We start from the raw sequence: 17,892 nt of genomic DNA, 5'->3' as shown, positions 1-17,892 counted from the left end.
GGAGGGACGAGGCGATGGTGGCACTGCTGTTCCCGGGACAGGGATCACAGCGCAAGGGCATGGGGGACGGGCTGTTCGCCCGCTTTCCCGAGCTGACCCGGCAAGCGGACGACATCCTCGGCTACTCCGTCGAGGAGTTGTGCCGCACCTCGGGCGAAGGCCGGCTCGACCGCACCGAGTACGCGCAGCCCGCGCTGTTCGTGGTCGGTGCCCTGACGTATCTGGCCCGCGACACGGGGCTGCCCGAGCCGCGGTTCCTGGCCGGGCACAGCCTCGGCGAGTACGGCGCGCTGTTCGCCGCCGGCTGCTTCGACTTCGCGACCGGGGTACGCCTGGTGCGCGAGCGGGGCGCCCTGATGGGGCGGGCCAGTGGCGGCGGCATGCTCGCGGTGCTCGGCGTCGACGGGGCCGAGGTGCCGGGGCTGCTGGAGGAGACCGGGGCGCGTGAGGTCGATGTCGCGAACTTCAACGCGCCCACGCAGACGGTGCTGGCCGGGCCGCTGGAGGAGCTGCGCCAGGTCTCGCAGGCGCTGGCGCGGCGGCCTGGGGTGCGCTGTGTGCCGGTGCGGGTGAGCGCGGCGTTCCACTCCCGGCACATGCGGCCGGCGGCGCAGGAGTTCACGCGTTTCCTGACCGGCTTCTCCTTCGCCGATCCCCGGCGCACGGTGGTGTCGAGCGTGACGGCGCGGCCCTACCGGCCCGGTGAGGTGGCCGAGGTGCTGGCCCGGCAGATCGCCGGCCCGGTGCGCTGGGCGGAGACCATGGCGTACCTCGACGCGCACGGCGTACGGCAGGTGGAGGAGGTGGGCCCCGGCCAGGTTCTGACGGGCCTGTGGAAGCGCACCTACCCCTCGGCGGGCCGCGGCGGGCCGACCGCTGCGGCGCCGGGAGCCGCGCCCCGGGTGCCGGTCCCGCGCGGGACCGACGCACCCGCGTCCACGCCGACGGCCCCGGCCGGCGCGGTCACGGCCACGTCCGCCGCGCCACGCGGCACGGTCACGGCAGGTGCGGCGACCCCCACTGCTGCCACACCGTACGGCACCGTCCCGGCAGGTGCGGCGGCCCCCACCGCAGCCGCGCCGTACAGCACAGCCACGGTCGGCACGCAGACGGCCACCACTCCTCCGCCGTACGGCGCAGCCACGGCCGGCGCAGCGGCCCCCACCGCAGCCGCGCCGTACAGCACGACCCCGGTCGGCGCGCCGGCCGCCACCACTCCCCCGCCGTACGGCACGGTCACGGCAGGTGCGGTGGCCGGCGCACGGGCCGGTGGTCCCGGAGCCGCGGGCACCGCCGTCGCCGATCCCCCGCACCCGGGCACCACGTCGGCAGCCGCCCCGCCGCGCGCGGTGGCAGCGGCACGCACCGGCGTCGCCACCGCGCCCCCCGCGGCCGGGCCGGCAGCCGGCGCGGCCTCCGTCGCGGGTGCGGTGCCCACCGCCGGGCCGGTGCTCTCGCCCGTCGGCGGCGCCGCCCGGGACGGCGGAGCAGCGGGGCGGCCGCCGCGATTCCCGGCCCCGGCCGCCCCCTCCGGACCGGCCTCGGGAGCCCCGGCTTCGGGGGCCGAGGAGCTGGGGTGCGCGGAGTTCCGGCGGGAGTACGGGATCCGTTACGCCTATCTCGCGGGGGCGATGTTCCGGGGGATCGCCTCGGCGGAGCTCGTCATCCGGATGGGCCGGGCCGGACTCATGGGGTTCTTCGGGGCCGGCGGCCTCACCCTGGAGAAGGTGGAGAGCGCGCTGCTGCGCATCACCGACGCGCTGGGGCCGGACGGCCGCTACGGCATGAACCTGCTGCACTCGATCGACGATCCGGCCTATGAGCAGCACCTGGTCGACCTGTACCTCAGGCACCAGGTGCACACGGTGGAGGCCGCCGGGTTCACCCAGCTCACTCCTGCCGTGGTGCGCTTCCGCTTCGTGGGCGCCCACCGCGACGGCCAGGGCCGCCCCGTCGCCGTCCGCCGGGTCCTGGCCAAGGTGTCGCGCCCGGAGGTCGCCAACGCCTTCATGGGGCCGCCGCCCGAGCCGATCCTGCGCCAGCTGGTCGCCGAGGGCCGGCTGACCGCGCGGGAGGCGGAGATCGCCGCCGAGCTGCCGGTCAGTCAGGACATATGCGTGGAGGCCGACTCCGGCGGCCACACCGACGGCGGCGCGGCCCTGACCCTGCTGCCCGCCATGATCCGCCACCGGGACGCGGCGATGGCCCGGCACCGTCACGCCCGGCGGATCCGGGTCGGCGCGGCCGGCGGCATCGGGTCTCCGGAGGCCGTGGCGGCGGCGTTCGTCCTCGGCGCCGACTTCGTCCTGACCGGCAGTGTCAACCAGTGCTCACCGCAGGCCGGCACCTCCGACGCCGTGAAGGACATCCTGGCCGGGCTCGATGTGCAGGACACCGCCTACGCGCCCGCCGGTGACATGTTCGAGATCGGCGCCCAGGTGCAGGTGGTGCGCAAGGGGACGCTGTTCGCGGCCCGCGGCAACAAGCTGTACCAGCTCTACCGCGCCCACGACGGCTGGGAGTCCATCGACGCGTCGACCCGGCGCTCGATCGAGGACACCTACTTCAAGCGGCCGTTCGCCGAGGTGTGGGAGGAGACCCGCGCCTACCACCTCGCGCGGGGGCGGGCCGCCGAGATCGAGAAGGCGGAGCGGCTGCCCAAGCACCGTATGGCGCTGGCGTTCCGCTGGTACTTCGCCCGGTCGGTGCGCTGGGGGCTGGAGGGCGACCCGGCTCAGAAGGCCAACTACCAGATCCAGTGCGGCCCGGCGATCGGCGCGTTCAACCACGTCGTGCGGGGCACCGCGCTGGAGAACTGGCGCGACCGCCATGTCGACCTGATCGCCGAGCACCTGATGACCGGGGCCGCCGCCCTTCTCGCCCGCCGCTGTGCGCCCCGGGCGGCACCACCCGACGTTGTTGACGCATCCACTGCCAGGAGCAGCTCATGACCGCCCTGACCTTCCATTCGACCAACTCCGGTGTGATCGTCGAGCGCACCGCCCAGCTGAAGCAGGAGTACCGGACCGAGGGCCGTCGTATCGCCCTGGAGCAAGCGGCCCACCTCAACGAGAGGTTCGCCGGCCGCACCACGGTCACCGTGCACGAGGAGGCGTTCGGCTCCCGGGACCGGCTGCACTGGCTGATCCATCTGCCGCAGCTCAGCGGCCACCGGGAGATCGTGCGGCTGCTCGACGGCGACGAGGGGCCGGCCGCGGACGCCGGCTGGCACGGCATGTTCGTCGACGGCTCCTTCACGGAGACGGCCCTGATCCCGCAGCACTGGGGCATGTACGGCACCGACGAGGCGCTGCCGGAGGGCACGGCGATCGACGCGGCCGCTCCCGACCTGCGCGTCCCGCCCGCTCAGCGGCAGACGTCCGTGAGCCCGGACAAGACCGTCAACTCCGCCACGGCCGGGATGATGATCCACCGAGTCGCCCAGCCGAAGTACGCCTTCCGCGCCGAGGCGCGGCTGTTCGCCCGCCGCATCACCGAGTCGATCAACACCCGGCTGCCGGGCATCGCGTCCTCGTTCCTGTACGAGGAGGCGTTCGGCCCGGCCGACCGGGTGCACTGGCTGATCCACATGAAGAACGAGGACTCCTACTACGACCTGATCGACATGCACATGCGCATGGACGAGGAGACCCGCGCGATCTACCTCGACGAGATCATCGCGCCGGAGAAGGGGGGCGGCACCTGGAACCGTCTCTTCGTCGAGGGCAGCATGGGCGACACCGCCTTCGCCCCGCTGCCTCAGCTCCGCTAGAGAAACGCTCGCCGCACCCTCTCACCGCCCGCGGGTCCGCTCACTTCTGAGCAGGCCCGCGGGTGTGCTGTTCCTAGGGTGCGACACGGCGCAGCAACGGTGTCTCTTTCGTGGGAGCGGATATGGAACGAACCAGCTCTGCGGGTCGGCAGGACGCGGCGGGCACCGACCTCGCCGAGCGTGTCGCGGCCATGGTGGTGCGGGTGGTGTCCGAGGCACGGCCGGACGGCCCGCCCGTGAGCACCGGCAGCGAGCTGCGCGCCCTCGGCCTGGACTCGATGACGGCGGCCCGGCTGTGGCTCGCCGTGCAGGGCGAATACGCGGCGGACGTGCCGCTGGGCTGGCTCACCGAGCCGATCACGATCGGCGAGTACGCGCGCCGGGTCGCCGGGCACGCGGTGACCGGGGCGGCGGGCGAGGGGACGACGACGCGGGGCGCGCAGGCCGCCGGATCGCGGGTCGTCACCGACCCGGAAGCCCGCCACGAGCCCTTCCCGCTGACCCCGCTGCAGGAGGCGTACCTGATCGGCAAGGAGCCCGATCTGCAGCCCGACGCCGTGGGCTGCCACCTCTACCGCGAGTTCGACGTGCCGGACCTGGACGTGGAGCGGCTGCGGGCCGCCTGGCAGCGCCTGGTGGAGCACCACGACATGCTGCGCGTCACCGTCACCGACGACGGCCGCCAGCAGATATCCCGGCGAACCGGGCAGTGGGACCTCCCGGTCCACGCCGGCGCGAGCCGTGCGGAGTTCGCCGCGACCGCGGCCGCCGTGCGCGCCCGGATGTCCCACCACCTCTTCCCGGCCGGCCAGTGGCCCCCGTTCGCCGTCGAGGTGACCCTGGGTCCGGACGGCACCGGCCGGGTCCACTTCGGCATCGACGCCCTGGTCACCGACGGCCAGGGCCTGGACCTGCTCACCGCCCAGTGGGAGGCGTGTTACGCCGACGACGCGCACGTCCTTCCCGCACCGACGGCCGGCCTGTCGGTGCGGGACTGCGTTGTGGCCCTGGACGCGGCCCGCGGCGGCGACGCCCACCGTCGTGACCTCGAGCACTGGGTGCGCCGCCTGAAGGAACTGCCGGGCGCGCCGTGCCTGTTCACCGGCGCCGCGCCCGTACCGGCCGATGGCCTGACCTGTGTGCGCCGCAGCAGCCGCGGTGCGCGGCTGGCGGCCGACGAGTGGCAGGCGCTGCGCGAGCGGGCCGAGACGCTGGGGGTGTCACCGACCTCGCTGGTGCTGACCGTGTTCACCGAGGCGCTCGCCCGGCACGGCGCCCACGAACCGTACTCGCTGGTCGTCACCACCAGCCGGCGTCCGCATCTGCCGTCCGACGCCGACACCCTGGTGGGGCCGTTCACGGCGACCACCCTCGTGGAGGCCGTCCTGCCGCAGCAGCACAGCTTCGAGGAGGCGGCCCGGCTCACCCATGAGGGCCTGTGGCAGGCCCTGGAGCACTCCGCGGTGTGCGGGGTGAGCGCGCAGCGCGCGTTGCGCGGAGGTGAGGAGGGTCCGGGGCCGCTGCCCGTGGTCTTCACCAGCATGCTCGACGCGGGGGCGCGGCCACGCGAGCGCGGTTTCGGCGCCGCGCCCGTGTACGCCGTCAGCCAGACCTCCGGGGTGTGGCTCGACCACCAGATGTGGGAGCAGGACGGTGAACTGCGCCTGCGCTGGGACGTCGCCGACGCCTGCTTCGCACCCGGTGTCGCGGACGCCGCGTTCGCCTCGCTGTGCAACGGGCTGCGGGCGGCCGCGGCCGGCGGTCCCGTGGCCGTCCGGCCCCTGAACGACCTGCAGCAGGCCTACTTCGTCGCGCGCGCCGGCGCCGAGCCGGCCCCGTGGAGCGGATGCCAGGTCGTCGTGTCGCACGACACCGAGGAGCGGGTGGACCCGGTGCGCCTGGAGTCGGCCGTCGTGCGGCTCGTCGAGGCCCACGACGTGCTGCGGTCGGCGGTCACCGAGGACGGCGCCGTCGAGGTGCGCGAGCAGGCCCCGCGCCGGTGGACGGTGCCCGTCCTCGAGGACGGCGAGCCCGGCGCGGTGCGCGAGGCGATGGCGGCTGCCCCGTTCCCGCTCGGCCGGCACCCGCAGTTCGAGGTGCGGCTGGTGCGCGGCGCGGGCGGTGACACGGTGCTGCTGTGCGTGGAGCTCACACTGGCCGACGCCCGCAGCATCCACCTGATGGGCCGTGAACTGATGCGTCTGTACGCCGATCCGGCGGCGCAGCCGCGGCCCGCGGCCGCAGACAGCGCGGCTGAACCGTCCGCGCGGCAGGAGGCGGACGGGCAGGAGCACTGGCGGGAGCGGCTGCGCGCGCTGCCGCCGGGTGTGCCGCTGCCCGCGCCGCAGGAGGGGAACGCGCCCGGACGCCGGGTGCGGATGGCCGGCGCGCCGCTGCCGGTGCGGCCGCTGGCCGACCGGTGCGCCCGACGCGGGCTGAGCCTGGACGCGGCACTGCTGACCGCTTTCACGGACGTGCTCAGCCGCCGCTACGGCACGCGTTTCTCGGTGCCGGTGGTGCGCTGGGACCGGGACCTGGACGCCCGCAGGCCCGGCGAGTTCACGGCGCTGAGCTGGGTGGCGTGCGCGCCGCGCGAGCTGTCGTTCACGGCACGGGCGCGCCGATGTCAGGAGATCCTGGAACAGGACGCACGGGTGCCGGTCGGCGGACTGCCGGAGCTGCGGCGGGCCGTTGCCCGCGCGGGCGGCGCCGGTCATCCCGTCGTGTACACCTGCGCCCTCGACTTCGGCGACGCCCCGGCCCTGCCGGGCGGTGTGCGCGCCGGTCAGTGGCTGAGCTGCACCCCCGACGTGTCCCTGGACTGCATCACCACCGTCGACGGCCCGCGGTTGCACCTGGCCTGGGACGCCGTGGACGGCGCTGCCGCCGAGGGCGGCTGGGAGGAGCTGTACGGCGAGTACCGCCGGCTGGTGGAAGGCCTCGCCGAGGACGAGTCCGCCTGGGAGGAGAACGCGGGCGGCACGCCGGAGGGTGACTCCGGGGAACGGGACGGCGGGGGTACGGCGGAGCACGCCGCCTCGGAAGGTGACGCCGGGGACGAGGGCCGCGGGGAGCCGGAGGGCTCCGCTGCGGCGGACGGCCGAGGTGACGAGCGCCGGGAGGAGGCCGCCGGGGACCAGGGCCGTGAAGACGTCGCTGGGGACGAGGGCCGGGAGGACGGCGCCGGGGAGGTGCGCGGCGCGCAGCTGCACACCATCCTCCACGAGTGGAACGACACCGCCCACCCCTTCGACGGCGACCGGTTGATGCACCAGTTCTTCGAGGAGCGGGCCGCCGGGCAGCCGGAGGCGGAGGCGCTGCGCTGGCGCGGCGGCACCATGACGTACCGGGAACTCAACCGGCGCGCCAACCGCATCGCCGCGCGGCTCGCGGAGCAGGGGGTGGGCCCGGAGACGGTGGTCGCGGTGAGCGTGCCGCGCGGCCCCATGATGGTCGCCGCCGTCCTCGGCGTACTGAAGGCCGGCGGTGTGTATCTGCCGATGGAGCCCCACCTGCCCGCCGAGCGGGCCGCCGTGATCCTCGAGGAGGCGGACGCCGCGCTCGTCGTCACGACGGCCGACCGGGAGGGCTGGCCGGTGCCCGACGGCTGCCCCCGGCTGTGCGCGGACGCCGCCGTGGCGGGCCCCCACCCGGCCGACGCCGACACCGACCCGAGCCCGTCGGCGCAGCCGCACAACACGGCGTACATCATCTTCACCTCGGGCAGCACCGGCCGCCCCAAGGGTGTGGCGGTGGCCCACCGGCCGGTGCTGAACCTGCTCAACTGGTGCCACCGCACCTTCGGGTTCGGCCCCGGGGACATGGGGCTCTGCGTCACCTCGCTGGGCTTCGACCTGTCCGTCTTCGACGTCTTCGGCCTGCTCGGCGCAGGCGCCGCGCTGTATGTCGCGGATGCGGAGCAGCAGCGCGACCCCGCCCTGCTCCTGGACGTCCTGCTCACCGAGCCGGTCACCTTCTGGAACTCGGCGCCCACCACGCTCGCGCAGGTCGGGACGTTGCTGGAGGGGGTGCGGGGCGCGGACGGCACGGACGATCTGCGGCTCGTGTTCCTCAGCGGCGACTACACCCCGCTGTCCCTGCCGGACGAGGTGCGCGCCGTCTTCCCGCGCGCCGACCTGATCAGTCTGGGCGGCGCCACCGAGGCGACGGTGTGGTCCAACTGGTTCCGGATCGGCGCGATCGATCCGGGCTGGCGCAGCATCCCGTACGGCAAGCCCATCGACAACTGCCGCTACCACGTCCTCGACGAGCAGTTGCGGCCCTGCCCGGTCGGCGTCGAGGGGGATCTGTACATCGGCGGCGAGTGCCTGGCCCTGGGGTACGTCAACCAGCCCGAGCTGACCGCCGACCGGTTCATCCCCGACCCGTTCCACGACGACCCGGAGGAGCGGCTGTACCGGACCGGTGACCGGGCCCTGTACTTCCCCGACGGCAACCTGTGCTTCCAGGGGCGCGCCGACAGCCAGGTGAAGGTCCGCGGGTTCCGGGTGGAGCTGGGCGAGATCGAGCACCGGCTCCGGGCGCACCCGGGGGTGAAGGAGGCCGTGGTCCTGGCCCGCGAGGACGGCTGCGGCGACCGCGTCCTCGTGGCGTACGTGGTCGCGCAGGGCGGCGGCGAGGTCAGCGGGCGTGAGCTGCGCGCTTTCGCCGGGCAGGCCCTGCCGGAGTACATGGTGCCCAACTTCGTCGGCTTCCTGGCGGGCTTCCCCGCCACCTCCAACGGCAAGCTGGACCGGGCGGCGCTGCCCTGGCCGCTGCGCAAGGAGCACATGACGCCGCCGGCCGGGGCGGACACCGCGGTGGCCGCCGCTCAGGAACCGCGGTCCACCGCCGCCGAACCGGGCGGGGCGGGCGGGGCCGCGGAGGCGGTGCCCTCGTACGAGGCGCTGTGTACGGAGATCGCCGCGCTGTTCGCCCGCACGCTCGGGGTCGAGTCGGTGGAGGTCGACACTGACCTGTGGGACCAGGGCGCGACCTCCTTCAGCATGGTCCGCGTGTCGGGTGCGCTCCAGCGCACCTACAAGCAGCGGTTCCCCGTCTCCTCACTGCTCGGCGACCCGAGTGTCGCGGCGATCGCCCGTTGGGTCCACCAGCGCCTGACGGAGGCGGCGCCGGCGGCGGCCGGCCCGGAGACACCGGCGGCGCGGTCCGGCCCGGGGACGACCGGCCCGGAGCCGGGATCCGATACGACGGGTCCGGAGACGGCATCCGGTACGACCGGCCCGGAGACGGCACCTGGTACGGCCGGCCCGGAGACGGAACCGGCCGCGCCCGCCCCGCGAACGGAGCCCCGTACGACCGAGCCGCGAACGGAGTCCCGTACGACCGCCCCCGAGACGGAAGCCCGTACGACCGTGGCGGCGGACGTGCCCGAGGCGGTGGACTTCTTCTCGCCCGAGGAGCGTGAGCGCTTCAAGGGGCAGCGGTGGAACCGGCGGCCCGACGAACCGGCGCTGCCGGAGGTGGCGTTGCCGCGCGCCGAGTACGAACCGGAGCTGTACGCCTGGCGGTCCAGCCGCCGGGACTTCCTGGAAGCGCCGGTGCCGCACCGCTGCTTCGCGGGACTGCTGGGGCTGCTGCGCGAGGCCGCGGGCGCGGAAGGGCGGCGCACGCTGTACCCGTCGGCCGGTGACACCTACGCCGTCCAGGTCTACGTGCACCTGACCCCGGACGCCGTCGAGGGTCTCGACGCCGGCCTGTACTACTACGACCCGGCCCGGCACGCGCTGCGCCTGCTGCGGCCCGGCGTGTGGCCGGACCGCGGGGACCACTTCTACTACAACCGGCCGGTGTTCGACCGTTCACGGTTCGGGATCTACCTGTTCGGTCAGCGGCACGGCATCGAGCCGCTGTACGGCGAGGAGAGCCTGCGCTACCTCACCCTGGAGTCCGGGTACATGGGGCAGCTGCTGCTGATGGGGCAGGCCGCGCACGGCGTGGGCCTGTGCCCGATCGGCGCCCTGAACACCGGGCAGCTGCGTGACTGGCTCGGCCTGGACGAGGGGCACGTGTTCCTTCAGGCCTTCCTGGGCGGTGCCGCGGCGCACCCGGAGCGCAGCGCGCTCGGCACCCGGCCGTTCTTCACCACGCCGACGGCGGCGCCCGCCGACGCGCGATCCGCGACCGCGGACCCGGCCTCGGCCCGCACGGACACCGGCGCGGACACGGCCGGAACCGGCACGAGCGCCGGTGCGGACACGGCCTCGGCCGGCACGCACACCGGCGCGGTCACGACCGGTGCGGACACCGCTGTCGGCTCGGCCGGCGACCGTGCGGCCGCAGCCGTGGCGCCCGCCGCCGCACCGACCGCGGTGATCGGCATGGCGGGCCGTTTCCCGGGCGCCGAGGACCTGGACGCCTTCTGGGACAACCTGGTCTGCGGCCGCAGCGCGATCGGCGCGGCACCCGCGTCCCGGCCTGAGACGGCGCCCGGCACGACGCGTGCCACCGGCGGCTTCCTGCCGCACATCGACCGGTTCGACAGCCTGTTGTTCCATGTGTCGCCGCAGGAGGCGCAGAGCGTCGACCCGCAGGCACGACTGGTGCTGGAGACGGTCTGGCAGTGTCTGGACGACGCCGGGCACACGGCCGACTCGCTGCGCAGGTCGGCCGGGCGGGTCGGGGTGTTCATCGGCTCCATGTGGCACGACTACCGGCAGCAGGGCGCCGACCGGTGGGCCGCGGGCGGCACCGCGGACGTCCCCGCCACCGCCTCCGACATCGCCAACCGCGTCTCGCACTTCTTCGACTTCCGCGGCCCCAGCCTGGCCGTCGACGCCTCCTGCTCGTCGTCGCTGACCGCACTGCACCTGGCGGTGGAGAGCCTGCGCCGCGGCGAGTGCGGGGCGGCCGTGGTCGGTGCCGTCAACCTGCTGGCCCACCCCTACCACTGGGGCCTGCTCGAGGGCCTGGAACTGCTGGCGGCCGACACACCGCCCGGCGCCTACGCGGCCGAGGGCAGCGGCTGGCACCCGGGTGAGGGAGTGGGCGTGGTGCTGCTGCGCCCGGCCGACGCCGCCCGCCGGGCCCAGGACACCGTGCACGGGCTGATCGAGGGCACCCGCATCGGACACGCGGGCCGGGGACCGCGCTACGGCGCCCCGCACACCGCCGCGCTCACCGACTCGCTCGCCCGGGCCCTGGCCGACGCGTCGGTCCTGCCCGACGAGATCGACTACGTCGAGTGCGCGGCCGCCGGCGCGGGTATCGCCGACGCCGCCGAACTGGAGGCGCTGGGCTCCGTGCTGGCCCGCGGCGCGGACGCCGCGCCGGTGCCGGTGGGCACGGTGAAGCCGAACATCGGCCACCTGGAGGCCGCTTCGGGCATCTCCCAACTGATCAAGGTTCTGCTGCAACTGCGGCACGGGCGGCTCGCGCCGACCCTGATGGCGGGTGAGCGCAGTCCGCTCGTCGACTGGGAGGACCTGCCGGTGGAGCCGGTCGACCGGCCGCGCGCCCTGACCGCGAGGGCGGCGGACGGCCGGGCCACGGTGCTGGTCAACGCGATGGGGGCAACCGGCTCGTACGGGCATGCGGTGGTGCGCGCCGCGGACCCCGTCCCCGGGTCGGACGCCGCCACCGGGGCGGGTGCCGGGGCGGCGGTGAGCGGTCCGCACACGCTGGTGCTGTCGGCGGCCTCCGCCGAGGCCCTGACGGTGACGGCCGAGCGACTGCGCGACCACCTGGCGGAGGCCGGGCGCGGCCACCGGCTCGCCGACGTGGCGTGGACGCTGCAGACCGGGCGCACCTCGCTCGGCCACCGGCTCACACTGTCGGCCGACGACATCCACGACGCCAGCGCCGGGCTGACCGCGTTCGTCGACGGGCGCCCCTACCCCGGGCTCGCGCACGCCGTGGCCGATCCGGCGTCGGCCGGCGTCCCCGCCACCGTGCCCGACATGGCCGTAGCCGCCGAGCAGTGGCTGCGCGGGCACACCGTGGACTTCGCCCGGCTGTGGCCCGCTCCCGCCCGCCGTGTTCCGCTGCCGGTCCACGTCTTCGATGCGGTCCGGCACTGGCTCACCGCTCCCGAGCCGGTTGGCGCGGGCGTCGCCCGGTCCGCAGACGGCACCGTACGGCCGCCGTCCGTGGCGCGTGGGCCGGTCCCGGTGGCCGGACCGGGTCCGGTGGCCGGAACGGGACCGGTGGCCGGAACGGGACCGGTGGCCGGAACGGGACCGGTGTCCCCTGACGGGGAGGACCGGGTGAGCGGTGCGGCCGGCGACGCCCGGGAGGCGAACCCTGCCGAGGAATACGTCCTTCGGTGTTTCGCCGAGGTGAGCGGGGTCCCCGCCGGGCAGCTGCACCCGCGGGTGCCGCTGGAGCACTACGGGCTGAACTCCCGTATGGTCGCCCGTTTCAACGAGCGGCTGGGCCAGGACGTGAGCGGGGTCTCGAGCACCGTGCTGTTCGAGTACCCGGACCTCGCCGGGGTCGCCGCTCATCTGGCGGACCGGCACCAGGGGCCGTGGACGTCCGCCCCGGACGCCGCGGCAACGGTTCCGGCAACGACCACCGCCGCAGCCGCGGCCACCGTCTCGGCCACAGCCACAGCCACGGCCACCGTCTCGGCCTCGGAACCGGACCGTCTCCCGCAGCCCGGGATCTCCGGACCGGACCGGGCCGCCGACCGGAGCGCCGAGCCGGAACCGGTGGCGATCGTCGGGATCGCCGGCCGCTACCCGGGGGCGCGGGATCTGGAGGCGTTCTGGGACAACCTGGTGAAGGGCGTCGACAGTGTCGGCCCGCTGCCGGCGGAGCGGGCCCGCGACGGCTGGCCCACCGAGCTGATGTGGGGCGGCTTCCTCGACGGCGTGGACCGCTTCGACCCGCTGTTCTTCGGCATCACCCCGCGCGACGCGCAGCTGATGGACCCGCAGGAACGTCTCTTCCTGGAGGTGGTCTGGGAGACCCTGGAGGACGCGGGGTGCACCAGGGCCCGTATCCGTGACCAACTGCGCTCCCGCGTCGGCGTGTTCGTCGGCACGATGTACAACGAGTACCCCTTCTTCGGCGTCGAGCGTTCCGTGGACGGGCCGCCCGCCGACACCGGCTCCGCCGTCGCGGGCATCGCCAACCGGGTCTCGTACTTCCTCGATCTGCACGGCCCGAGCCTGGCCATGGACACCATGTGCTCGTCGTCGCTGACCGCGCTGCACCTCGCGGTGGAGAGCCTGCGCCGGGGCGAGTGCGCCGCGGCGGTGGCCGGTGGCGTCAACCTGTCGCTGCACCCGCACAAGTTCCGCCAGCAGGCCCGGCTGAAGATGTCCTCCAGCGACCACCGCTGCCGCAGTTTCGGCGCGGGCGGCGACGGCTTCGTACCCGCCGAGGGGGTCGGAGCGGTGCTGCTCAAGCCGCTGTCCGCCGCCGAGGCGGACGGCGACCGCATCCACGCCGTCATCCGGGGAACGGCCGTCAATCACGGCGGCAAGACCAACGGCTACATGGTCCCCAACCCGGTGGCGCAGGGCGACCTGGTCGGTGCGGCACTGCGCCGCGCGGGTGCCGACCCCGCCACCATCGGCTACCTGGAGGCGCACGGCACCGGCACCCAGCTCGGCGACCCCGTCGAGATCAACGGCCTCAACCGGGCCTTCGCGGGCGCGGATCTGGCTGCGGGCAGCCGCCCGATCGGCTCCCTGAAGGCCAACATCGGCCACGCGGAGGCGGCCGCGGGCATCGCGGGCCTGACCAAGGTGGTGCTCCAGCTCCGCCACCGCCATCTGGTGCCGTCGCTGCACGCCGAGCAGCTCAACACCGCTGTGGACTGGGACAGTTCACCCTTCGAGGTGGTCCGTGAGGGCCGCCCCTGGGCCGCGCTGACGGGCCCGGACGGGGCCCCGCTGCCGCGCCGGGCCGGGGTGAGTGCCTTCGGCGCGGGAGGCGCCAACGCCCATGTCGTGGTGGAGGAGTACGTGCCCGCCGCCGACGGCCGGACCGGTGAGGACGACGGGCGCCGACCCCAGCTGATCGTCCTGTCCGCGTACGACCGTGACCGCTTGCGTGCCCTGGCGGGGCGGCTGCGGGACTGGCTGCGCCGGGAGGACCGGCCCGCGCCGGCGCTCGCCGACATCGCGCACACCCTGCAGAGCGGCCGTGAGCCACTGCGCGAGCGCCTCGCGATGGTGGTGGTCGACGTGCCCGAGCTGTGCGACGCCCTGAACCGGTTCGCCACCGGCGGCACCGGTGCCTGGGTGCTCGGCCGGGCCCCGGGCGGTGGCCTTCCGCCCGGTCCGCTCGCCACTCCGGACCCGGCGGCCGACCGGGAGGCGGAGCTGCTCCGCCTGGCCGGGCACTGGGCCGAGGGCGGCACCGTCGACTGGGCGGCACTGCACCCCGTACGCCGTCGCCTGGTCGCGCTGCCCTCCTACCCGTTCGCCGGGGACCGGCACTGGCTGCCCGAGCCCCGTTCGACGGAGCGGGCACCGGCCGCCGCCCTCCCGGCGCCCCTTTCCCCGGCGCCCGCCGCCGTGGCCGCGCCCGCACCGGCGGCCGCCGCCCGCGGCGCCGCACCGGAACCGGCCGCACCGGCGGGCACGCACGAGGTCACCGGCCTGTACGGCCGTACCTGGCGGCCGCTGCCCGAGCTGCCGGAGACGGCGGCGCCGGAGGGGCGCGTGGTGTGTGTCTTCTCCGCGTCCAGTGAGCCCGTCGCGCGTGCCGTCGCCGCCGCGCTCGGCTCCGACCGGGTCGTGCTGGTGCGCACCGACTCCGCCACCGGGGACGGTGTGGCGCACCTCGCCGACGAGTCCGGGGCCACCGCGTTCGTCGACGCCCTGCCGGCCGACGCGCCGGGCGCCGTGCACGGGCTGATCGACCTGGCCGACCTCGGCCGCGCCGGGGACGAGGACCCGGACCGCTTCGCCGTACGACTGCGCCTGCTGCAGCGGCTGGTGCGCGTCCTGCGCGGCCGCGGTGGCCGGGTGCTCCACGTGACGCGGGGGCTGTACGGGCCCGCCGGCCCCGCGCCCTCGCTCGCCGGGGCACGCATGTCCGCGTTCGTGCGGATGCTCGGCGCCGAGTACCCGCGGGTGCCGGGGACCGTCCTCGACCTGGACGTCCCGGCCGCCGGGCCCGGGCAGGCCGTCCGGTGGATCCTCGCCGAGTACCGCGCACCGCACGGCCCGAGCGAGGTGGCCGTGCGCGGCGCGCTGCGCCACGGGCCGCACCTGGTGGACCTCGCTGCCGCCGGGCACCGGCCGCTGCGCCCCGCGGCCGACCGCGCCTACCTCGTCACCGGCGGCACCCGGGGCATCGGGGCGCAGGTGGCCCGGCTGCTGGTGCGCCGCGGCGCCCGGCGGATCGCCCTGACCGGGGCGCGCCCGCTGCCGCCGCGCTCCCAGTGGCCACACCTGGCCCAGGACTCCCCCGAGGCCGAGACGGCCGCACTCGTCAGGGACCTGGAAGCCCTCGGCGCCACGGTGCTCGTGCACTCGGGGCCGCTGAGCGAGCGTGAGCGCACCGGGCGGTTCCTGCACGAGGTGCGCGAGGTGCTCGGTCCGATCGGCGGGATCGTGCACTGCGCGGGCCGTGCACCGGTCGGTCGGCCCTCGTTCGTCGGCAAGGACCCGGCGGACTTCACCCCCGTACTCGAACCCAAGACGACCGGCCTCGAGGTGCTCGACGCGCTGTGCGCCGAGGACCGCCCGGAGTTCTTCGTGCTGTTCTCCTCGCTGTCCGCCGTGGCGCCCGGCCTGGCCGCCGGGGTCCTCGACTACGCGGCGGCCAACGCCTTCCTCGACCTCTACGCCGGCCATCAGGCGCGCTCGGGCCGCACCGGATTCCGCTCGGTGGCCTGGCCCACGTGGAGCGAGTCCGGGATGGGCGCGAGCCGGCCGGACGGCTGCGCGCCCGTGGGTGTCGGGCCGCTCGGCGACGAGGAGGGGCTGCGGGCCCTGGAGCGCGTCGTGGCCCTGCCCGCCGACCACACCCACGTCGTCGTCTGCCCGCCGCTCGGCGGCGTCCCCGCCGACCCGGGCGTGCTGCTCGGCCGTCCGCGCGAGACGGCCGCCGCCGCGCCGGCCGCCGCACCCGCACCTCCGACCGCCGGGGACCCCGTGTCCCCGCCCCGTGAACAGGAGCCCACCGTGGCGCACACCTCCCCCGCCGGGCCGCCGTGGCTCGTCCCGCTGTTCAGCGAACTCCTCGCCATCCCCGAGGACGCCCTGGACCCCACGGCGCTCTTCGGCGACCTGGGAGTGGAGTCCGTCCTCCTCGGTGACATCCTGGAGCGGCTCGAGGAGAGCACGGGTCTGTCCCTGGAACCCGCGACGATCCTCGACCACCCGACCATCGAGCAGCTCGGCCGTCACCTGGTGGAGCTCGGCGTGCCGAGCGCACCGTCGGGGTCCGCGGCTCCTGCCGTGCCCTCCGCGCCGGACACGGTCCCGGTCCCGGCCACGGCGTCGGCTCCGGTGGCTCCGGTGGCGGTGGACGCCCCGTTCCCCGCCGCGGTGAGCGCCGTACCCTCCGCCGCGGCCCCGGGCGGTGCCGGGGCGGGGAAGATCGCCGTCATCGGGCTCGCCTGCCGCTTCCCCGGCGCCGAGGACGCCGCCGCCTTCCAGCGCAACCTGCTGGCCGGGGTGTGCTCGGTGACCGAGGTTCCCCCCTCGCGCTGGGACGCGGAGCAGCTGTACCGGCCCGAGCCCGAGCCGGGACGCAGCATCAGCAAGTGGGGCGGGTTCCTGGACGGCATCGAGGACTTCGACCCCGACTGGTTCGGCATGAGCGAGGACGAGGCCCGCTGCCTCGACCCGGCCGTGCGGCTGTTCCTGGAGGGTTCCGCCACCTGTCTCGCCGACGCCGGATACGGCCCCGAGGAGCTGGCCGGCCGGGAGGTGGGTGTCTTCGCCGGTGCCCGGATGTCGCACTACGGGCGCCGGGTGGGTGACCGGCGCGGCCTGGTGGGGATGGGCTCGGACCAGAACTTCATCGCCGCCCGCGTCGCCCACCACTACGACCTGCACGGCCCCAACCTGGTGGTGGACAGCGCCTGTTCCTCCTCGCTGGTGGCGCTGCAGCTGGCCTGCCGCAGCCTGCTGGCCGGCGAGTCGGAACTGGCGCTGGCCGGCGGGGTGGACGTCCTGCTGGACGAGGAGCCGTACCTGGACTTCAGCGCGGCCAAGGCGCTGTCCCGGCACGGCCGGTGCGCCACCTTCGACGAGAGTGCCGACGGGTTCGTGCCCGGCGAGGGCTGCGGGGTGGTGCTGCTCAAGCCGCTCGAGGCGGCGCTGCGCGACGGCGACCGGGTGCACGCGGTGCTCGACGCGGTCGCCGTCAACAACGACGGCCGCACCATGGGCCTGACCACGCCCAATCCGGCGGCGCAGGCCAAGGTCGTACGGCGGGCCCTCGCGGCCGCCGGACGCGGCGCGGACGAGGTCGGCCTGATCGAGGCCCACGGCACCGGCACGATGATCGGCGACCCCATCGAACTGCGGGCCCTGACCGAGGTGTTCCGCGAGGAGACGCAGCGCACCGGGTTCTGCGCCATCGGCAGCGTCAAGACCAACATCGGGCATCTGCTGAGCGCCGCCGGCATCGCCGGGCTGATCAAGGCGGTGCTCGCGGTGCGGGACGGGCGGATCGCACCGTCGCTGTTCTGCGAGCGGCCCAACCCGCGTTTCGACTTCGCCACGTCACCGTTCCAGCCCAGCCGCGCGGCCCGCGAATGGGTCGCGGAACCCGGCCGGGTGCGGGTGGCCGGGGTGAGCGCGTTCGGGCTGGGCGGCACCAACGCCCACGCCGTCGTCAGCCAGCTGGACCCGGCGCTGGCGGCGGCGCACCGGCCGCGGCCCGCGCTTCCCGCTCCCCTGTTCAGGCGCCGCAGGCTGTGGCTGGAGGCTCCCGGCCGCACCGCGCCCCCGGCGCCCCTGCCCGAAGCGGCCGCCCCCGCACCGTTCGACGCCGGTCCCGCACCGGCCCCGCTCGCCGCCGGTCCCGCACCGGCACCCGTCACCTCCCCGGCATCCGCCCCCCGGCCCGCGCTGGGCGCCACCCTTCTCGGCCTGAGCTTCGAGGAGGACGCCGCCCCCGTGGCCCCTCTCACCCCGACCGTCGCCGACTCCGCTGCGGCGCCGCAGGAAGGACAGAAGTGGTGA

3 protein-coding genes are annotated in these 17,892 nt (G+C 75.4%); all 3 read left to right on the top strand.

Annotated features, from left to right (window positions below; translation table 11 throughout):
- Positions 1 to 14 precede the first annotated feature (14 nt).
- The 3 genes from fabD (at position 15) to AB0E88_RS00845 (ending at position 17,892) form a co-directional block, all read left to right on the top strand.
- Complete coding sequence (fabD, locus tag AB0E88_RS00855; protein WP_361621543.1) at positions 15 to 2,951, top strand: ACP S-malonyltransferase; 2,937 nt, start codon at positions 15 to 17, stop codon at positions 2,949 to 2,951.
- Complete coding sequence (locus AB0E88_RS00850) at positions 2,948 to 3,772, top strand: DUF6039 family protein (RefSeq protein ID WP_361621541.1); 825 nt, start codon at positions 2,948 to 2,950, stop codon at positions 3,770 to 3,772. The genes fabD and AB0E88_RS00850 overlap by 4 nt, the downstream gene beginning before the upstream one ends.
- A 122-nt stretch (positions 3,773 to 3,894) precedes the next feature.
- A complete protein-coding gene (locus AB0E88_RS00845; RefSeq protein WP_361621539.1) occupies positions 3,895 to 17,892 on the top strand; it encodes an amino acid adenylation domain-containing protein in 13,998 nt (4,665 codons plus the stop codon).

The organism is Streptomyces sp. NPDC028635, from assembly GCF_040637635.1.
Taxonomy (GTDB): domain Bacteria; phylum Actinomycetota; class Actinomycetes; order Streptomycetales; family Streptomycetaceae; genus Streptomyces.
Note: the sequence above shows the minus strand (reverse complement) of the source record. Positions and strands in the feature narration are given on the sequence as shown.